This window comes from Lipingzhangella halophila (genome assembly GCF_014203805.1).
Taxonomy (GTDB): Bacteria; Actinomycetota; Actinomycetes; order Streptosporangiales; family Streptosporangiaceae; genus Lipingzhangella; species Lipingzhangella halophila.
This window is the reverse complement of record NZ_JACHJT010000001.1, coordinates 5,670,102-5,688,398: the sequence shown is the minus strand read 5'-3', so window position 1 is coordinate 5,688,398 and position 18,297 is coordinate 5,670,102. Positions and strand designations below refer to the sequence as shown.

Sequence of the window (18,297 nt, the reverse complement as noted above, 5' to 3'; positions counted from 1 at the left end):
GAACCTGGGAACCGAATCGCGGAGGAGAAAACGGCTACGAACGCCGAAGGATCCTGGAGTTACTGAAAACAGGACCCCGAAAGCGCGGTACCCGCCTCTTCGGCGGTGATCCGCGCCGCGGCCTCCTCTCCCAGCCGCGCACGTACCTGCTCAGGGTGGCCAGGGGTGCGGCGGGATTTGCCCCGCAGCTCGGCCGGCGTCCGAACGCTCAGTAATCTACGTCACGGAGAGTGCTACCACCAGGTCCTGTGTCGATCCTCCTCGACCCTCGGCATGCCGGGGAGATCCCACGGCCGGGGCCACGTACGAGGTGCGGACCGCTCCCTGCCATTTTCGTTTTATATCAGATTCGCGCGTCTCATGAGGAACTGAAAATTGCTCCATACTTGCTGCCTTGCGAACCGACTCGACGAACGAGGGGGCAACGGAATTGCGCTACGTGATGGATTTCGAGCAGATCGACGCGACGAATGCCGAAGACGTCGGCGGAAAGGGGGCGCTTCTGGGCGAGCTCTCGCGGATCACCGGTGTCCGCGTGCCGGACGGCTTCTGCGTCACGACGGACACCTTCCGACGGATCGTTGCCGAGGCACCGTCGATCGATACTCGGTTCGACCGGCTGTCGCGCGTGGAACCGGACGACCGCGCGGCGATCCGCACCCTGAGCGCCGATATACGCCGCAGCATCGAAGGCGTCGCGGTGCCCGACGCCCTTGCGACGGCGATCAGCGAAGCGCTCACCCGGCTTGGGGAGCACGCCTACTACGCGGTGCGGTCCAGCGCGACCGCCGAGGACCTGCCGACCGCATCCTTCGCCGGCCAGCAGGACTCGTACCTGAACATCACGGGCCCAGCGGCGATCCTTCGGCACGTCCGGCGGTGCTGGGCCTCGCTGTTCACCGAGCGGGCGGTGACCTACCGTCTCCGCAACGGCTTCGACCACCGGAAGATAGGTATGGCCGTGGTCGTACAGCAGATGGTGTTCCCGGACGCGGCCGGGACCCTGTTCACCGCGGACCCGGTGACAGCGAACCGCAAGACCGCCACCGTGGAAGCCGGTTGGGGGCTCGGCGAAGCGCTCGTCTCCGGTCTGGTCTCCGGTGACGTCTACACGGTGCGCGACGACCAGGTCGTCTCCACAGCGATCGCCACCAAGACCCGGTTCGCGCAGGCGTCGCCGGGAGGCGGTACCCATGACGCACCAATCGAGCCGAAGCGGCAGACGCGGCCGACTCTGACAGAAGCACAGGTCGTGCACCTGGTGCGGCTGGGCCGGCGCATCGAAGCGCACTTCAACCGACCCCAGGACATCGAATGGTGCCGGGTCGGCGACGATTTCCACATCGTCCAGAGCCGGCCGATCACCACCCTGTTCCCCGTCCCCACGACCGATGACCAAGAGAACCACGTCTACGTCTCCGTCGGTCACCAGCAGATGATGACCGAGGCGATGAAGCCGCTGGGGCTCTCCTTGTGGCAGATGACGGCCCTACGGCCGATGCACGAGGCGGGCGGGCGGTTGTTCGTCGACGTCGCCCCCGCCCTGGCGACGCCCGCAGGCCGCGCGAGCCTCTTGGAAACCCTGGGGAGCTCCGACCCGCTGATAGGGGACGCGCTGCAGACCGTCCTCGACCGCGGCGACTTCCTCCGCACGCTTCCGGAAGAAGATTCCACCGCGGCACCCGCCGGTGACGCACCCGCCCCGATCGCAACCGACCCCGACATCGTCAGCGAGCTGATCCACCGCAATGAGGCCTCCCTCGCCGCCCTGCAGCACGAGATCCGGAATCTGACCGGGCCGGCGCTACTCGACTTCATCCGGGCCGACACCGCGGAGCTGAAGCGCATCCTTTCCGACCCGCAGAGCCTCCAGGTGATCATGGCGGCGATGGAGGCGAGCCGGTGGCTCAATGAGTACGTGGAGGCGTGGCTGGGCGAGAAGAACGCGGCCGATGCGCTCACCCAATCCGTCCCCCACAACATCACCTCGGAGATGGGGCTGGCGCTCCTCGACGTGGCGGACACCATCCGGCCGCACGCCGACGTCGTGGCGTTCCTGCACCGTGTCGCGGACGAACGCCGGGAGGACGACGGCTTTTTGAACGAGATGGCCGGGCTGGCCGGCGGACCGGAAGCACGTGACGCCATCCGCGGCTACCTCGACACCTACGGAATGCGCTGCGTGGGCGAGATCGACATCACCAGAACGCGCTGGAGCGAGCAGCCCGCCGCACTCGTGCCCGCCATCCTCGGCAACATCAAGAACTTCGAGCCGGGCGAAGGCGAGCGACGCTTCGAACGAGGGCGCCGGGAGTCACGGCGCAAAGAACAGGAACTGCTGGCGCGCCTGCGCACCCTTCCCGACGGCGAGCGCAAGGCCGAGGAGACCAAACGGATGATCGACCGCGTCCGCACCTTCGCCGGATACCGGGAGTACCCCAAGTACGGCATGGTCCGCCGCTACTTCGTCTATAAGCAGGCGCTGCTGCGGGAAGCCGACCGCCTCGTCCGGTCCGGCGCCCTGCGCGAGCACGAGGACATCTTCTTCCTCCGGTTCCAGGAGCTGGAAGAAGCCGTGCGAACCAACGACGCGGACGCCGAACTCATTCTGGAAAGGCGGGAGACGTTCCGGTCCTACGAGGCACTCACCCCGCCCCGGGTCCTCACATCGGACGGAGAAGCCATCACGGGCCAGTATCGGCGCGACGACGTCCCGCCCGACGCGCTGGTCGGCCTCCCGGTCTCGGCCGGGGCCGTCGAAGGCCGTGCCCGTGTCGTCACGGATATGGCGCAGGCCGACCTTGAGGCGGGCGACATCCTGGTCACCGCCTACACCGATCCCAGCTGGACACCCCTGTTCGTCACCATCGCCGGACTGGTGACGGAGGTAGGCGGACTTATGACGCACGGGGCGGTGATCGCGCGGGAGTACGGTCTGCCGGCTGTCGTGGGTGTGGAGCAGGCCACCCGAAGAATCCGGGACGGGCAGCGGATCCGAGTTACCGACGGGTACGTCCGGATCCTCGCCTGAACCGTCGCCTCGGGCCGGTGCTGACGGTTCAGGTATTCGCCCAGGACGGCGGGTAACCCGATAACCGTGTCGGTGTGGCCTTGGGCGTGAGCGGTGTGCACGGCGGCGATGAGGTTGTCGTGCTCGGCCTCGAAGTGCCCTCGGGCACCACCCCGGTCCGAGCCCGCCCAGGGGGCTCGGACCGGGGTGGTGGTCAGCGCGCGCCGATGCGAGTGGTCCGGGGGCGGATGCGCTGGCCGCAGACGCCCACGGCCCGCCGCACCATGGTGTCGTCCTCGACGATGTCCAGCAGAGCCATGGCATAGTCGGCCCGGCCGAGCTTCCAGTCGCCGCCGGTGGCGTCGGCCTCGAAGTCGGTATGTACGGCGCCGACGGGCGGGGTGTCGGTGAGCATGGTCGCCCGGACGATGCTCCAGTCCAGGTCGCTGGCCTCCAGCATGCCCTCAGCGCGGACCAGGTCGGCGTAGACGGCGCGGATACCGCAGCCAGACCAAGTCGATGATCGCACGGGGCCGTGTGGCCACCACCGAGCGGCTGCTGGTCATCACCAGCCGCCGCACACCGGCGTGCTGCATGGCGGGGAGGAGGGTCCGCGCGATCGCGCTGGCGCCGACCGCCATCACCACCGCGTGCTGGTCCCGCAGGGCCTCGCGCACGGTCTCGGGCTCGGTGGCGTCGCCGGGATGCACCCGCGGCACCCCGGCGAACGCTGGGTCATCCTGCGCGCGCCGGGCGAGGGCGGTCACCGTGTGGCCGCGGCCGGCGGCCTGTTCCAGCAGGTGCCGGCCGGTGCGGCCGGCCGCACCGACAACCAGGATCTTCATCCTTCCTCCCCCGGGGTGCGCTCGGCGGGCTGGCGGCGGGTGTTGTGGAACGCCGCGACCCGCCAGTGCCCCTGATCCTCCTCGACGACCACCAGGGTGGCGACTGAGGCGCGGTCGGCCGCCATCCCGGCGGCGCCGTCGGGCCGGATCCCGCCGCCTTGCTGCACCACGGCCACGCCGGGGCGGATGATCCGCGGCGGGGCGCTGGTCGCGGGGTCGCCGCTGCTCTGCATCCGGGAACCGCGCAGCGGCCCGTCGAACAGCCAGCGGTGGACCTGCTCGATCTCGGTGCGCCCCCGCATGATCTCGCCGTTGAAGGCGACGTAGCTGGCGTCCTCGGTGAACTCCGCGCCGTAGGCCGCGGCGTCGCCCGCGTTCCAGGCCTCGGTGAGCCGCTCCAGGGTGCCGGCGATTGCCGCGCGGTCACGCTCGGCGGCGTCGTTGGGGTGGGCGTACGTCGTCATGGTCACTCCTTTTCGGGTGCTTGTTTCCGTTCGCCCGTGTCCCCTGGCTAAGCTCTGAGGTGCTATCCGGGAGCCGCGCCGCGGGGCCGCGGGCCGTGGTTCCTCTCCGGGCGGGGCGTGCCACCGCCCCGCCCGGATCCTGCGGTCAGTCGTCGGCGGCCCCCTCCTCCCCGGGTGGCGGGACCGCGTCCCCGTCCTGGCGCGTGATCTGTTCTGGGGACCACGTCAGCCGCCCCGACTCCAGGTCGTCCAGTACGGCGCGCACCCAGGCCAGGTCGGCGTCCGCCCGCGCCCGCTCGTACTCCGCCTCCAGCAGCAGCGGCCGGGGAAGCTCCCCTGCGGTGGCCTGCAGTGCTGCGTCGAGCTCAGCGGACTGCCGTTCCAGGGCCGCGGTGCGGTCCCGCAGCGCCGCGGCTACCTCCTCCGGAGGCAGTCCGCCGATGAAGGACAGCGCCGCCACGAAGAGGGTGGAGTCCCGGTCGGGGACCCGCAGCAGCCGACACTCCCGTTCCCGCAGCTCCTGTCGGCCAGCGTCGGTGAGGGCGTAGACGGTGCGCTCCGGGCGGGGGCCGGGGCGCTCGGAGGCGACCGGCTCGATGAGCCCGCTGCGCAGCAGCCGGTTCACGGCGTGGTACATGCTTCGCGGTAGCCCGGTCACGAAGTCCTTGTGCCAGTCGACCATCATCCGGTGCATGTCGTAGGTGTGCCGCGGCCCGGTCCAAAGCAGCGCGAGCACGGTCAGCCCGGCCAGGTCCCGGTCCTCGCGGCGCAGCTCCACGACCGCCTCCTCTTCCCGATCATCATATTGCGTATTTCATTATGGCAACTTGCCTTATAGAACGCAAGAAGATGCGTGGCGAGGAGGTGGGGGCGCGGTTCCGGGGCGACCCGGGCTGGGGCCCGGTGGTGGCCGGCGCGCTCCAGAGCGCAGCGCAGAGCCGGGACCGGGGTTCGTTCGCCCAGGTCGACACCGAGGTGACCGACGCGCCGGTTGAGCGGGCTGTGCCTCTACGGTGCACAGGGCAGGACCAGGCTCTGCCCCGTCACGGCGCTTCACGGCGGCCGGCGACGCCGCTGGCCAGCCTGGTCCACCCCTCAAGGCCGCCACCGCCGCCCTGATCGACGAAACTTGGCCCTACCCCACCGGGGTCCGTACGGCTGGCCGCTCTGGCTCGCCAGGGCCGACGGCTTCACCCGCGAGTACTCCACGCAGGGCGCCCGCCGTGCCGGTGAACCGCGTGAAGGCGTTGGTCACGCCCGGCACCGGCCGCACGGACGCTCACTGCGAAGGTCGCCATCGAAGGCGATGCTGGCCTGCGGCTCCCCGTGCCACGACAGGGCACTGTCGGGAATCCAGCTCCTCGTCCGAGGGGCCGAGGAGGATGAGCGCCTCACACCGGAAGTCCCGTAGCGACTCGCCGACCCGGCGTTCCCCGTGGTCCGGGCGATGCCGCAGCGTGCGCCGCGCGCCCACGATCTTCGGTGGTCTTCTAGCTGAGCCGGGCCCGGCGGGTGGGGCGGCTTGGGCCTGTAGCGAAGTACTGCGGGACCCGGGCCTTGACCACGTCGATGTCCCGGAACACCTGCCGCAGGTGCATCTGCAGGGCAGCCTCGGCGCTGCCCGGGTCGGTGGAGGCGAGCTTCTCCACGATGTCGCTGTGCTGCTCCAGCATGCGCTCCAGCGTGTCGGCCACCGGCAGGCACGCCCTGCGCGCACGATTCAGGTGGCCCTTCGCGGAACTGACCGTAGCCCAGGCCGCGCCGTGCCCCGCCAGCTCCAGCATCGTCCGGTGCAGCTCCTCGTCCAGCTCGAAGAACTGGTCGGCGTCCTTCGCCGCGACCGCGGTCTTCTGCCGGTCGAGGATGGAGCGCAACCGCCGCACTTTCGACTCATCGATGGTTTCGACCAGGTCGCGAAGTGACGCGAGCTCCAGTGCCTCGCGGATGAACTGCGCGTCCGCGACCGCCGCCGGGTCGATGCGCGACACGAAGGTGCCGACCTGGGGATAGATCTCGACGAGCCCCTCCTGGGCGAGCAGGATCACCGCCTCGCGCACCGGGGTACGGCTCACGCCCAGCTCCGTGGCGATCTCGTTCTCGGCCAGGGAGCTGCCCGGTTCGAAGGCCAGGTCTAGGATGCCGCGCCGCAGCTCGGCCGCAACCACGTCACGGGAAGTGCTGGTGCCCTGATTTCGCGATCGAACCCCCATATCTGTAGATCCTATTGACTTGTGTGCTTGTATGTCACTACTAATATACCAGTGACCCAGACCACAGAGGAGACGTGGTGAGCACGCAGACAGCCGAAACGAACCGGGATCCCTACGTCCTGACCCCCGACGACGTCCGAGAACCGCCCACGGGATGGCGCTCGTCCCTGCGCTTCCTCGGACCGGGGCTCGTCCTGAGCGCCTCGATCGTGGGCTCCGGCGAACTCATCGCCACCACGGCACTCGGCGCCGAAGCCGGGTTCGTACTGCTCTGGCTGGTCGTGTTGAGCACGCTGGCCAAGGTCGCCGTACAGGTCGAGCTCGCACGCTGGGCGATCGTCACGGGGCAGACCGCGCTGGCGGGCTACAACAAGGTGCCGCCCCGGATCGGCAGGCTCGGCTGGGTCAGCCTGCTGTGGATCGTGATGGCTTTCGTCAAGGTCCTCCAGGTCGGCGGTGTCGTGGGCGGCTTGGCGGCGGCCCTGAGCATCCTTTTCCCGATCGGTTCGGACCCACTGGAGTTCACCTCGCTCGCCATCTGGACCACAGTGGTCGTGATCGGCGCGATCGTCTCGCTCTACTCCAACCGCTATTCGCTGATCGAACGCGGCGCGGTGGTGCTGACCGTCCTGTTCGTGCTGATCACGTGCGCGATCGCGTTCGGGCTCCCGGCCACCGAAATCGGATACGGCCTCAGCGACCTGGGCGACGGCATGCGGTTCGCCCTGCCGGCCGGGGCCATCGGCGCGGCGATCGCGATGTTCGGGCTCACCGGCGTCACCTCGGACGAGATCACCTACTACACCTACTGGTGCATTGAGAAGGGCTACGCGCGCTGGGTCGGGCCAAATGACGGCAGTGCGGCATGGAAGCGCCGCGCCAAGGGCTGGATCAGGGTCATGTACCGCGACGCGGCGCTGTCCTGGCTCGTCTATACGATCGGCACACTGGCGTTCTTCATCATGGGTGCCGCCGTTCTCCACCCGGCCGGCCTGGTGCCCGAGGGCAACGAGATGATCACCACCCTCTCCCGCACCTACACCAACACCCTCGGCGAGTGGGCGAGTGTCGCCTACCTCGTGGGCGCCATCGCCGTGCTGGGCTCGACGCTGTGGGCGGCGCTGCCCGGCTGGGCGCGGGTCGCCGCCGACGCCGTGTCGCTGTGCGGCGGGTTCGACTGGCGCGACACTGAGCGGCGGCAGCGCTGGATGAAGCTGTTCACCGTGCTCTTTCCCATCGCGTGGGGCACGGCCTACCTGTACTTCACCTCGCCGGTGTTCATGATCCAGACCGGCGGCTTCATCGGTGGACTGTTCCTGATCGCCATCACCGTGGCCGCCTGGTACCTGCGCAGGACCGAGGTCGACCGGGACCTGCGGGGCGGCCAGTGGTTCACGGTCGCGCTCCTGGTCAGCAGCGTGCTCTTCGCGGCCCTCGGCGTCTACACGGCGCTGGCCGTGTTCGGGGTGTCGGTCGCATGACCGGCACGATGCGCGCCGCCGTGCTCTACGGCGCCGAGGATCTGCGGATCGACGAGCGGCCCGTGCCCCGGCCGGAGGCGGGCGAGGCACTCGTCGCCGTCGAGACGGTGGGGCTGTGCGGGTCGGATCTGCACTATTACCTGGATGGCCGCAACGGCACTAACCAGGTCCGCGGGCCGGTCGTGCTGGGCCACGAGGTCGGCGGCAGGGTCGCCGACCTCGGTCCCGGCGCGCCCGAGGACCTGGCCGGAGCGCGGGTGGTCGTCGAGCCGGCGGTGCCGTGCCGGACATGCGCGGCCTGCGTGAGCGGACGCTACAACCTCTGCCCGCACACTGCCTGCCTCGGCTCCCCACCGACCGACGGCGGCCTCGCCGAATACCTCCGGGTCCCCGCGGTACAGCTCCACCGGGTGCCGGACGACCTGCCGCGACGGGCCGTCCCCCTGCTGGAGCCGCTAGCCGTCGCGGTGCACGCGCTGCGGCGTGCCGCGTTCGTCCCGGGCCAGAGCGTGCTCGTCACCGGTGCCGGGCCGATCGGCCTGCTCGTGGCTCAGGTGGCCCGCTCCTGGGGCGCGGCCGAGGTCACCGTGTCAGACATCGACGCCGACCGCCTCACCGCCGCCCGCGCGCTCGGGGTCTCCCGCACCGCGACGCCCGCCGAACTCGACGGGCTGCGCGTCGCGCGCAGCCTGGAATGCTCCGGCGCCCCCGCCGCCTTGCCGGGGCTTCTGGCCGCCACGGAGCCCGGCGGGCGGGCCGTCCTTGTCGGCACGCTGCAGGGCGGGGAAGTTCCGGCGCCGCTCGGCCTTGTCCAGCGCTACGAGATCGACCTGGTCGGCACGTTCCGCTACGCGGCGGGTTTCCCGCCGGCCGTGGACCTGGTGCGGCGGGGCGCCGTGGACCTCACCGCGCTGGTCACCGCGGGCTTCTCGCTGGATGAGGCAGACCGGGCTTTCCGGCACGCCGCCGGCGGCGCCGGGCTGAAAACCACCATCGACTGCACGAGACGGGGGAACCGATCATGAGGATCGCCGACGTGAAAGTGATCGTCACGTCTCCGGGCCGCAACTTCGTCACGGTCAAAATCACCACCGAGGACGGGACGACGGGTGTCGGCGACGCCACCTTGAACGGGCGTGAGCTGGCCGTGAGCGCCTACCTCACGGAGCATCTGCTCCCCCTGCTGATCGGGCGGGACGCGCACCGGATCGAGGACACCTGGCAGTACCTCTACCGCGGCGCGTACTGGCGCAGGGGGCCCGTGACCATGACCGCGATCGCGGGGGTCGACACCGCGCTGTGGGACATCAAGGCCAAAGCCGCAGGGCTTCCGCTCTACCAGCTGCTCGGCGGGCGCAGCCGCGAGCGGGTGCTCGTCTACGGCCACGCCCAGGGCGCCACCATCGATGAGACGGTCGCCGAGGTGGGGCGCTTCCTCGACCGGGGGTACCGGGCCGTGCGCGCGCAGAGCGCGGTCCCCGGCACGCAGGGCACGTACGGCATCGGCTCCGACGGCGACCGTTACGAGCCGGCGTCGGCCGGACTGCCCGAGGAGACGATCTGGTCCACACCGGAGTACCTGGACCATGCCCCCGAGCTGTTCGCTGCGGTCCGCGAGAAGCACGGCTTCGGCTTCCACCTGATGCACGACATGCACCACCGCCTCACCCCGATCGAGGCGGCCCGGCTGGGCAAGGCGGCAGAGCCCTACCGGCTGTTCTGGCTGGAGGACCCCACGACCGCGGAGGACCAGAGCGCTTTCCGACTGATCCGGCAGCACACCACCACTCCGATCGCCACCGGCGAGGTCTTTAACTCGATCTACGACTGCCGACAACTCATCACCGAGCGGCTCATCGACTACATCCGCACCAGCGTCACCCACGCGGGCGGCATCACTCACCTGCGGCGCATCCTCTCGCTCGCCGAGCTGTACGGGGTGCGCTCCGGCTCGCACGGCGCGACCGATCTGTCCCCGGTGTGCCTGGCGGCCGCGCTGCACGTCGACACCGCAATCCCGAACTTCGGCATCCAGGAGTACATGCCGCACACGCCGGCCACCGACCGGGTCTTTCCACACGACTACCGGTTCCGTGACGGGTTTCTCTACCCCGGTGAGGAGCCGGGACTCGGCGTCGACATCGACGAGAACGCCGCCGCCGAGTACCCCTACGAGCCCGCCTACCTGCCCGTCGCGCGGCTGCACGACGGCTCGATGCACGACTGGTGAGCGAGATGGCCACGGATTACGACTACGACGTCATCGTGGTCGGCGAGGCGCTGCTGGGCTGCGACACCCCGGAGGCCGCCGCCCGCACCCTCCGTTCATGGGAGACCGCGACCGCGGCCATCACGTGCGGGGCGTCCGGGGTCCTGCTGGAGAGCGAGGGCGTCCCGGCGCAATCGCTCTCGGACGCACCCGCGCCCCGGGTCGTCGACCAGACGGGGGGCGGGGACGTCTTCGTGGGCACGGTCACCGCGCGCCTCGCCCTGGGCGACCCGATCACCGCGACGGTCGAGCTGGCGGTGGCGGCCGCCACACTGTCGGTCGGCGGGCGCGGCGGCACCGGTGCGATCCCGACGCTCGCACGTACCGCCGCACACCGCGAGGGGGCGCCGTGCCCAGGCTGAATCTCGCGACGCTGGGCTCGGTGCCCCCGTGGGCGCGCAGTACTCTGGACCCCCGCGACCTGGCGGTCGGTATCGTGCACCTGGGTATAGGCGGGTTCCACCGCGCACACCAGGCCGTGTTCACCGAGGACGCGATGCTCGCGAGCGGACAGACCCGCTGGGCGATCAGTGCGGTGACCCAACGTGGCCCCAGAGTGCGCGACGAGCTCGCGCCGCAGGACGGGCTGTACACCGTGACCACGCGCAGCCGCTCAGGCGCCGGCTACCGCGTGGTGCCCGTGGTGCGGGAGGTGATCGACGGCCCCTCGCAGGTCGAAACGGCGCTCGACCGCATCGCCGACCCGGCGGTTTCGGTGGTGACCCTGACCGTCACCGAGAAGGCCTACCGGCTCGATCCCGCACAAGGCCGCCTTGACACCACCGACCCGGATGTGCGCGCCGACGCCGCCGGTGCGCCACCGCAAACGGTGGTGGGCCGGCTCGTGGCCGGACTGCGGCGGCGCCAGGCCGCGGGCGCGGGGGCACTGGCGGTGGTGTGCTGCGACAACTTGCCCGACAACGGCAGACTGCTCCGCCGGGCCGTATTCGCCTTCTGCGCACTGCTGCCCGGTGGCGACGGTCTGGCCGCCTGGATCGCCGAACACGTCACCTTCCCCTCCTCCATGGTCGACCGGATCGTGCCGGCGACCACCGAGGCGGAGCGGGCCGAGGTCGAGGCCGCGCTCGGCGTGCGCGACGAGGCGGCGGTGGTGGCGGAGCCGTTCGGCCAGTGGGTCATCGAGGACGACTTCCGCTCACCCCGCCCGGCATGGGAGCGCGCGGGCGCGCTGGTGGTGCCCGACGTACGACCGTATGAGCTGACGAAGCTGCGCACCCTCAACGCGTGCCACTCACTGCTGGCCTATGCCGGCGTCCTAGCCGGTATCGGCACCATCGCCGAGGCCGTTGCCGTGCCCGAGCTCCAAGCCGCGGCGCGCCGCCTGGCTCAGTGCGAGGTCCGCCCTACCCTGCCCGTGACCGAAGGGCTGGACCACCACCGGTACGTGGAGACCGTGCTCGACCGCTTTGCCAATCCCGCGCTGCAGCACACCACCCAGCAGGTGGCCGCAGACGGCTCGTTGAAGGTGGGGCCGCGGCTGCTCGGCACCGCCGCCGACGGGCTGGAGCTGTCGACAACCCCGGCCGTTGCGACGCTGGCGATCGCCGCATGGCTGAGGTGCGTACTTGTAGCGAAGGCCGACGACGGATCGCCCCTGGCCGTGTCCGACCCCGCAGCCGATTCCATGCGCACGGCGGCTCGGAACGCGACCGGCGCCGGCGCGGTGCGCCCCGCGCTCGCCGCCGCGGGCGTTTCGGGAGCCTTGCTCGATGAGGGGCGGTTCACCGGCCTCGTGGAGTCCTGGTACACCCAACTGGCCGCGGCCGGGGTAAGAGCCACGGCCCGCGAAGCGGCGGCCGGGTAGCTGACCTGGCTCTCAGGGGGTGCGGCGTGGAGGGGGAGTGCGCCGATCGCGCGCCACCGCTTCCCTCCCCGTTGCCCCTCATGGGGATTCCGGCCACTGCTTCCGCGTATGGCTGATGGCCTGCCAAGAGAAGCGAGTACGCATCTCCAGTCCGGTGCGGTCGCGCGGGAGCACCACGATCACCGTCCTACCGCTGGCCGCCATCACGGCCGTGCCCCGCCCGCGGCGGATGCGAGGCGTGCACACGGCGGCAAGGACTACCGCGTACGCTCGCTCGCGAACGCGCTGTGCCTCTGGTACGACGTGGACCGGGCGGACGTACCGGGGAAGTTCCCCTACTTCCCGGACGAGAGGCACTGGAGCGCCACACCCGGCGACGCCACGGCGTGGTAGGAGATGGCTTTCGCCTTCCTCGCCGAGCACGCGCTCGTCCAGCCATGGCAACGCCCTGACCTGCTGTCACCGGTTTACAGCTCGGCCCGGACGAGGCTGGCAAACTCGGAGACGACCGGGTCGGCGAGGGCTGCCCGCCGCACGCCGACCACCACGCGCCGGGACAGCTCGCGCCCGATCCGGTCCTGTGCCGGTTCGAGCCACTCGTCGTCCCAGTCGTCTCCTCCGCTGGAAAACGCGACCTGCGCCTTCTCGCCGTACGGCACCTTCACGACGCCCTGGCTGAATCCGCTCGTCACCTCGGCCTTGACTGCGACGCGCGTGTGAGTCCGAGATTGACCAAACGCCGGAGGTTGAGCGCCGCGGCGCGGGTATGCAGCCACATGTCGTTGCGCACCGTGCCCCTTTTCAGACGCACTCTGGCTAGTATTTCGTGAACTGCTTGAATTTTTGTGGGGACCCCATTCAGCGCAGAGGGACGAAACCGCTTTCATAGGCGGTGATAACTGCTTGGATGCGGTCGCGGGCTTGGAGTTTGGCCAGCACGCTGCGGACGTGAGTCTTGATGGTCTCGACACTGAGCACCAGTTCGTCGGCGATTTCGGTGTTGGACAACCCGCGGGCCATGAGCCGCAGCACGTGTTGTTCGCGCTCGGTAAGGTTCGCGCGCTGCAGGCTGGCGTTGCCGAGGGTGCCGTAGCTGCCGACCAGGTTGCGCACGGCGGTGGGAAACAGCAGTGAGTCGCCGCGGTGGACGGTACGGATGGCGTCCACGTACTGGTCGGCGTTGGCGCGTTTGAGTAGGAAGCCGCGGGCTCCGGCGCGTAGCGCTTGGTAGACGTAGTCGTCGTTCTCGAAGGTGGTGACGACGAGAACAGCCGGTGCGGCCGCAGCGTTTTCGAGGAGCTGGGTGGCGCGGATCCCGTCGACGCGGGGCATGCGGATGTCCATCAGCACCACATCGGGGCGCATCCGCCGGGCGGCCTCGATGACGGTCACGCCGTCGTCGGCCTCACCGATCACTTCGAGGTCGGGTTCGGAATCGACGACCGCGCGCAGCCCTCGGCGTGCCAACGGTTCGTCGTCGGCGATTAGCACCCGGATCACGACGCACCGCCGGTGGGCAGCGGCAGTTCTACAGCCAGACACCAGGTCCCGTCGTGGGGGCCCTGGGTGATCGACCCGCCCAGGGCGTGCACCCGTTCGGCCATGCCTCCCACACCGCGGCTGTTTCCCGGTCCGTGACCGCGCCGCGCCGTGCCGCCGGCCGCGGCTGGGTTGGTCACCGTGATGAGCAGACGCCTGGGCCTTCTCGCGATCTCCAAGCGCGCTGAGTCGTCTGCGGCGTGGCGTAGCGCGTTGGTCAGCCCCTCTTGGATGATCCGGTAGGCCTCCCGGCTGACAACCTCCGGCAGATCGGCCAGGTCGTCGGCGATATCGGCCTCAATATTCAGACCAGCGGCTCTGATGGCGGCGATCAGCGGCTCCAGCGCATTTAGATCCGGTTCCGGGGCACAGGTCTTCTCGGCATAGGCCGTGCCATCGCGCAGCAGCCCTAGCATGTGATCGAGATCGGCGGTCGCCGCCCGCGCCGTCGACTCGATTGTTTCCAGTGCCTCGTCGGCGAACTGCGGGTCGCGGGTGCGTAGCTTGCGGGCCGCCACCGCCTGCAGAGTCACCAGGCTCAGCGCATGCCCGACGCTGTCGTGCAACTCGCGGGCGATCCGGTTGCTTTCGGCCAGCCACGCGGTCTGCGCCTGCAGGCGCTGCAGCCGCTCCGCGGTCGACGGGCCGAGCAACGCAGGCGCCGCGCGGGCGACTAGCGCCCCCAACCCCATCGGAGCCGTCACCGCGGCGGCCAGACACACCAGGCCAGCGAGAGGCATCCAGGCATCACCCCACCCGCCGGTGGCACGCAGCCAACCCAGGGCCGACAGCGACGACACCGGCATGCCCGCCGGCACGCGCACCGGCGCCGTTATCAGCGCCCACCCGATCGGAACCACCACGGCCGCGTCGAGGATCACCACGCCACCGGCGAGCAGGTGCAGCACGAACCACGTCGCGGCCCGGACCCGCTGCCCAGCGTGGCGCGCCGGCCCCGGCGTGCCATGGAGGAAGGTCACACCCAGCAGCGACTCCGCCGCAGCGGCCTCGACCTGACGCACCGCTGACATTAGCCCAAGCACCACTGGTGGGACGACGACAATCACCACAGCGACCGCGATCGTGAGCAGCCCGCCCATCTGCCGGGCCATGATCAGGATCAGCGTGCCGTCCAGCAGCGCGAACGACAAGGCCAACGCCGAGCCGACCAGCAGGAACACCACCCGCAGGTACGTGACAGGTCGCCGCAGCACCGCCGAGACAGCAAACACAGCATCATCCTGTCAAAGCCCACAGACGGCCGGGTCCCTCACGTGAGGGACCCGGTTCCCTCCCGCGAGGGTTATTCTCACCGGCCGCGGCGGCGAAGCTGGACAGGCCCTCGCCCGACAGCACGGGTGACGCTCGCACGGAGGAGGAGCTTGTGACAACGGCGCAGACCACCGACGGGCTGAACAGTCCCCACCCGGTCGTATCCGCCAAGCCGCCTCGTTGGGCGGTCGCTGCCGCCTACGCGGTGCCGCTGTGCCTGCTGCCGTCATCGGTGTGGCGAACCCAGCTGGTAGCCACCACGGGCGTGGCCGATGGCTGGTACATGCTGGTGCTCACCGTGGCCGAGATGAGCCTCGGGTTGCTGACCCTTGGGCTGGTCCACTCCTGGGGCGAACTGCTGCCGCGATGGGTCCCACTGCTGGGCGGGCGGCGCATCCCCGTCCGTGCGGCCGTTCTCCCCGCCACGATCGGCGCGGTCGCGGTCACCGTGCTCAGCGTCACCATGGCGGCACAAGAACTCGGCCTCCTCTGGGAGGACCCGCAGACGCTGGAGCAGGCGCGCGCCTTGAGCTCGTTCAACGTGCCCGCCGACACCGATTTCAGCGGACCGGCGGACTGGGTCGCCTGGTTGTATGCCCCGTCATTGGCATGGGGGCCGCTGCTGGCCGCCGTGACCCTGGCGTACCACCGCCGCCGTACACGCCCGCATCGGCGCCTGGCCCAGTAGCCCACCCGTCCTCGGTCGCCTGCTGACCAAGCGGGCTGCGTGCGCCGAGGTTCCCGGCCAACTGATGCACAACGGACTCCCAGTGAACAGGCCAGGTGCCTGGTGCGTCGTCTACACAGCCTTGAACCCGGGATAGGTCTTGTTCCAAACTATCGAGCACCCACTTACAGGCTCTCTACCCAGGTGGGGGAGCAGGGCTGGCGTGCACTCCAGCTGGCACACGACTGTGCCGCGGCCAGGAACCGGCCGACGCGGTGACATCGTAGTGGCCGGAGCGCCTGGGGTGCCCCGGGCTTACCTGGCAGGGCTCCGGCAATCGTTACACGGTATCCCCTCGGGAGACTGGCTCCGCGGAGGTATGAACGGAGTTCCCCAGGTCATCTGAACGACAGAGGGACACAGTCATGCCGGGCCCAAAGGTCAGCGGCCCTCTTGCGGGGCCACCAAGAACATAACGGGGTGCACGGCATGTGCGGCTACAACGCCACGCGGCCGGCGCTTCGCGCCCTTGAGGCCGGGCCCGCCGGCCGCTAGCCGCACGGCGGGACGCCCCGCTCTCCCCAGGCGGTACCGGCCGGATCGTGTACTCACGGCTCGTCGCCCAGCTCCAGGCCGCAGGTGTCCCGGTAACCTTCCCAGGTTCCCAGCGCGCTCGTGGCCTGCTCGCCCTCGTACAGGGTCGGGACCCCGCCCCGGATCCGCCCGGGCAGCCACTCGTCCTCCAGCACCTCCCCCTCCCGCATGGTGAGCCGGAGTACACCGGTCTCGGCGGTGGGGCCGCTGAAGTTGTAGAAGGCGAAGTTGCCCAGCCCGTAGTGCACGTAGGCGCCGTCGAGGTACCCGCCGGGGCCGAGCACGTGGGCGTGGGAGTTGACGACGACGTCGGCGCCGGCGTCGATGAGCTGGCGCGCGAGGTCCGGCGCGTGCGGAAGCGGGCAGTGCTCCCCCTCCAGGCCGGCGTGCAGGTAGGTGAGGACGGTGTCGGCCTCCGCCTCGGCCTCGCCGACCGCCTCCAACATGCGTTCCAGTGCCTCGCCCTTGACCGAGGCGAGCCCGGGGCGCCCGTCGCCGGCGACCCAGTCCGGGATCAGGTGCCCGTCGATGACATCGGTGGCGCCGAGAATCGCGACCGTGTTGCCGTTGACCTCGACCCGGTGGGGGGAGTACGCCTCGTCGGCGTTCCGGCCGGCGCCCACGATCGGGAACCCGGCGTCCTCGGCGTGGTCGAGCGTGTCCTCCAGTCCATCCACGCCGTAGTCCATGCCGTGGTTGTTGGCGACCGTGGCGACATCGACCTCCGCGGAGTGCAGGGCCTCATAGGCCGAGGGGGGAGCCCGGAAGACGAACTCCTTGGCGGGAGCCGACGTGCCCCCCTCGGTCACGGCGGTTTCCAGGTTCACGATGCTGAGATCGCTCCGGGCGAACACCTCGGAGACCGGCCCCATGGCGGTGCCGGGGTCGGAGTCCAACCGGTCGGCCAGTATGCCGTCGAACATCACGTCGCCGCCGAAGGCGACGGTGAACGGCTGCGGTCCGGCCGGGGACTCGGGGGCGTCGGCCTCCTCGGCCGTCGCCCCCTGGTCTTCGGCGGGGCCCGGGGCGTCGGGCTCTCCGGATAAGGCAAGTACCAGCACCGCCACGGCGAGCAGCGCGCAGCGCCGCAGCAGGAAGGGGTGTGGGGGATGTGTTCTGGCGGCCACGTGCGTCTCCGTATGCGCGGGTACCTCCCCGCCTGCGGACGGGGACGGCGTCCGCGGCCAGCCCGTCGAACCTGCCGGCCCTCCTGACCCGAATCCGCGGGGGGCCGCGGGCGAGGCCATGGCGGGAGGGGCGGCCGGTGTGGCTGTGCTGTCACGCCGGCTCCCCGTTACGTGGGGGACGGAAAAAGGAGCCCTGTCGGTCGTCGCTCCCTCAATAGGACGCGAAAGGGGGCATTCGGGTTGAAAGGGACCGGCTACTCATCTGCGGCGATTCGGACGTCCCGCCTGAGGGGCGGCCCCGGCCCGCCGATCCCCGCACCGCAATGCGTCCGGCACCGGCCTGGCGGCCGCCGCCTGAGTCGGGGAATCCCGGTGGCTTCGGAGAGCCCGGAGCGGTTCACACCCCCAGTCGGGGGCGCCGAGGTCGGCTTTGCGGAAGAAGTGCTCGGGGCCGAGATCGTGCAGGGTCCGGCTGTTCCTATCGGCGGGGCCGGGGGAGACCTCGACGAGGCGGCCGTAGTCGAGCCTGCGGACGCCGGCGGCCCGAAGGGCCGCGAACCTGTCTTCGCCGATCAGGTCGGTGTAGACGGGGTCGAAGTAGCTGACGGCGAACAGGCCGGGAAGGTGCCTGGCGTAGTCGACACCGACGGCGCGCACACTTGTCCGTACGACTTCTTATCTGATCGCTGCTCGGTTGCCGATGCCAGTGCTGCGGTGCTCTTGAGCGGCAAGGACCTGATCGGCGTGATCGATCGCCCACTCACAGCATCGAGGTAATCCACGCGGTGACCTGCTGGCGTCCTGATCCGGCACGAAACCGCCCGCGTGACCATCCAGGCCGGGGCCAAGAGGGCCGACAAGGTGACCGACCTGATTCCGCCCGATGTGCGGGGGCCTGTCGACCGGGGAAGGGGCCAAAGGGCACCGCTGGTACTCCTGGGCGATCGTCGGTATCCTGCCCGAGCCCGACGGCCCCGACCTCGGTCCGGCCACC

At 70.2% G+C, this 18,297-nt stretch carries 17 protein-coding genes; 7 read left to right on the top strand and 10 right to left on the bottom strand.

Annotation, left to right across the window (positions count from 1 at the left end; genetic code table 11):
* Nucleotides 1–394 precede the first annotated feature (394 nt).
* Nucleotides 395–3,031: a rifamycin-inactivating phosphotransferase gene (gene rph, locus F4561_RS25880; RefSeq protein WP_246437292.1), complete on the top strand. Its 2,637-nt coding sequence runs from the start codon at nt 395–397 to the stop codon at nt 3,029–3,031.
* Between the two features lie 193 nt (nt 3,032–3,224).
* On the opposite strand, the gene F4561_RS33430 is transcribed toward rph, so the two are convergent.
* The 5 genes from F4561_RS33430 to F4561_RS25855 all read right to left on the bottom strand — a co-directional run bounded on the left by F4561_RS33430 (nt 3,225) and on the right by F4561_RS25855 (nt 6,529).
* On the bottom strand, nt 3,225–3,470 hold the full coding sequence (locus F4561_RS33430; RefSeq protein WP_281384123.1) for an NAD(P)H-binding protein: 246 nt from the start codon (nt 3,468–3,470) through the stop codon (nt 3,225–3,227).
* Nucleotides 3,471–3,474: 4 nt separating this feature from the next.
* Nucleotides 3,475–3,855: an NAD(P)-dependent oxidoreductase gene (locus F4561_RS33425; protein WP_184582548.1), complete on the bottom strand. Its 381-nt coding sequence runs from the start codon at nt 3,853–3,855 to the stop codon at nt 3,475–3,477.
* Nucleotides 3,852–4,319 carry an SgcJ/EcaC family oxidoreductase gene (locus F4561_RS25865; RefSeq protein ID WP_184582546.1) on the bottom strand — a complete coding sequence of 156 codons (468 nt, stop codon included), beginning with the start codon at nt 4,317–4,319 and terminating at the stop codon, nt 3,852–3,854. The genes F4561_RS33425 and F4561_RS25865 overlap by 4 nt, the downstream gene beginning before the upstream one ends.
* A gap of 145 nt (nt 4,320–4,464) precedes the next feature.
* Nucleotides 4,465–5,097, bottom strand: a complete 633-nt coding sequence (locus tag F4561_RS25860; RefSeq protein ID WP_184582536.1) for a PadR family transcriptional regulator — start codon at nt 5,095–5,097, stop codon at nt 4,465–4,467.
* A gap of 712 nt (nt 5,098–5,809) precedes the next feature.
* A complete protein-coding gene (locus F4561_RS25855; protein WP_184582534.1) occupies nt 5,810–6,529 on the bottom strand; it encodes a GntR family transcriptional regulator in 720 nt (239 codons plus the stop codon).
* Nucleotides 6,530–6,606: 77 nt separating this feature from the next.
* Between F4561_RS25855 and F4561_RS25850 the strand changes: the two genes are divergently transcribed.
* The 5 genes from F4561_RS25850 to F4561_RS25830 are packed head-to-tail and all read left to right on the top strand — an operon-like array spanning nt 6,607 to nt 12,104.
* Nucleotides 6,607–8,010: an Nramp family divalent metal transporter gene (locus F4561_RS25850; protein WP_184582532.1), complete on the top strand. Its 1,404-nt coding sequence runs from the start codon at nt 6,607–6,609 to the stop codon at nt 8,008–8,010.
* Entirely contained in the window at nt 8,007–9,035 is a 1,029-nt protein-coding gene (locus F4561_RS25845; RefSeq protein WP_184582530.1) for an alcohol dehydrogenase catalytic domain-containing protein, read from the top strand. The genes F4561_RS25850 and F4561_RS25845 overlap by 4 nt, the downstream gene beginning before the upstream one ends.
* Complete coding sequence (gene manD, locus F4561_RS25840; protein WP_184582528.1) at nt 9,032–10,240, top strand: D-mannonate dehydratase ManD; 1,209 nt, start codon at nt 9,032–9,034, stop codon at nt 10,238–10,240. Before F4561_RS25845 ends, manD begins: the two co-directional genes overlap by 4 nt.
* Nucleotides 10,241–10,245: 5 nt before the next feature.
* Nucleotides 10,246–10,641: a carbohydrate kinase family protein gene (locus F4561_RS25835; RefSeq protein ID WP_184584186.1), complete on the top strand. Its 396-nt coding sequence runs from the start codon at nt 10,246–10,248 to the stop codon at nt 10,639–10,641.
* Nucleotides 10,629–12,104, top strand: coding sequence for a mannitol dehydrogenase family protein (locus F4561_RS25830; protein WP_184582526.1), 1,476 nt, complete (start codon nt 10,629–10,631; stop codon nt 12,102–12,104). Before F4561_RS25835 ends, F4561_RS25830 begins: the two co-directional genes overlap by 13 nt.
* 467 nt (nt 12,105–12,571) lie before the next feature.
* Here F4561_RS25830 and F4561_RS25825 read toward each other — a convergent pair whose 3' ends face one another.
* The 3 genes from F4561_RS25825 to F4561_RS33825 form a co-directional block, all read right to left on the bottom strand.
* Nucleotides 12,572–12,796 (bottom strand): hypothetical protein, encoded by a 225-nt coding sequence (locus F4561_RS25825; protein WP_184582524.1) that lies wholly within the window; start codon nt 12,794–12,796, stop codon nt 12,572–12,574.
* A gap of 166 nt (nt 12,797–12,962) precedes the next feature.
* On the bottom strand, nt 12,963–13,604 hold the full coding sequence (locus F4561_RS25820) for a response regulator transcription factor (protein WP_184582522.1): 642 nt from the start codon (nt 13,602–13,604) through the stop codon (nt 12,963–12,965).
* A complete protein-coding gene (locus F4561_RS33825; RefSeq protein WP_184582520.1) occupies nt 13,601–14,875 on the bottom strand; it encodes a sensor histidine kinase in 1,275 nt (424 codons plus the stop codon). Before F4561_RS33825 ends, F4561_RS25820 begins: the two co-directional genes overlap by 4 nt.
* A 152-nt stretch (nt 14,876–15,027) precedes the next feature.
* On the opposite strand from F4561_RS33825, the gene F4561_RS25810 reads away from it, so the two are divergent.
* Nucleotides 15,028–15,603 (top strand): hypothetical protein, encoded by a 576-nt coding sequence (locus tag F4561_RS25810; RefSeq protein WP_312885542.1) that lies wholly within the window; start codon nt 15,028–15,030, stop codon nt 15,601–15,603.
* A gap of 587 nt (nt 15,604–16,190) precedes the next feature.
* Here the strand turns inward: F4561_RS25810 and F4561_RS25805 are convergent.
* Both F4561_RS25805 and F4561_RS25800 read right to left on the bottom strand, forming a co-directional pair.
* Nucleotides 16,191–17,303, bottom strand: coding sequence for a CapA family protein (locus F4561_RS25805; protein WP_312885541.1), 1,113 nt, complete (start codon nt 17,301–17,303; stop codon nt 16,191–16,193).
* 258 nt (nt 17,304–17,561) lie between these two features.
* Nucleotides 17,562–17,960, bottom strand: coding sequence for a hypothetical protein (locus F4561_RS25800; RefSeq protein ID WP_184582518.1), 399 nt, complete (start codon nt 17,958–17,960; stop codon nt 17,562–17,564).
* Between the last annotated feature and the right edge of the window lie 337 nt (nt 17,961–18,297).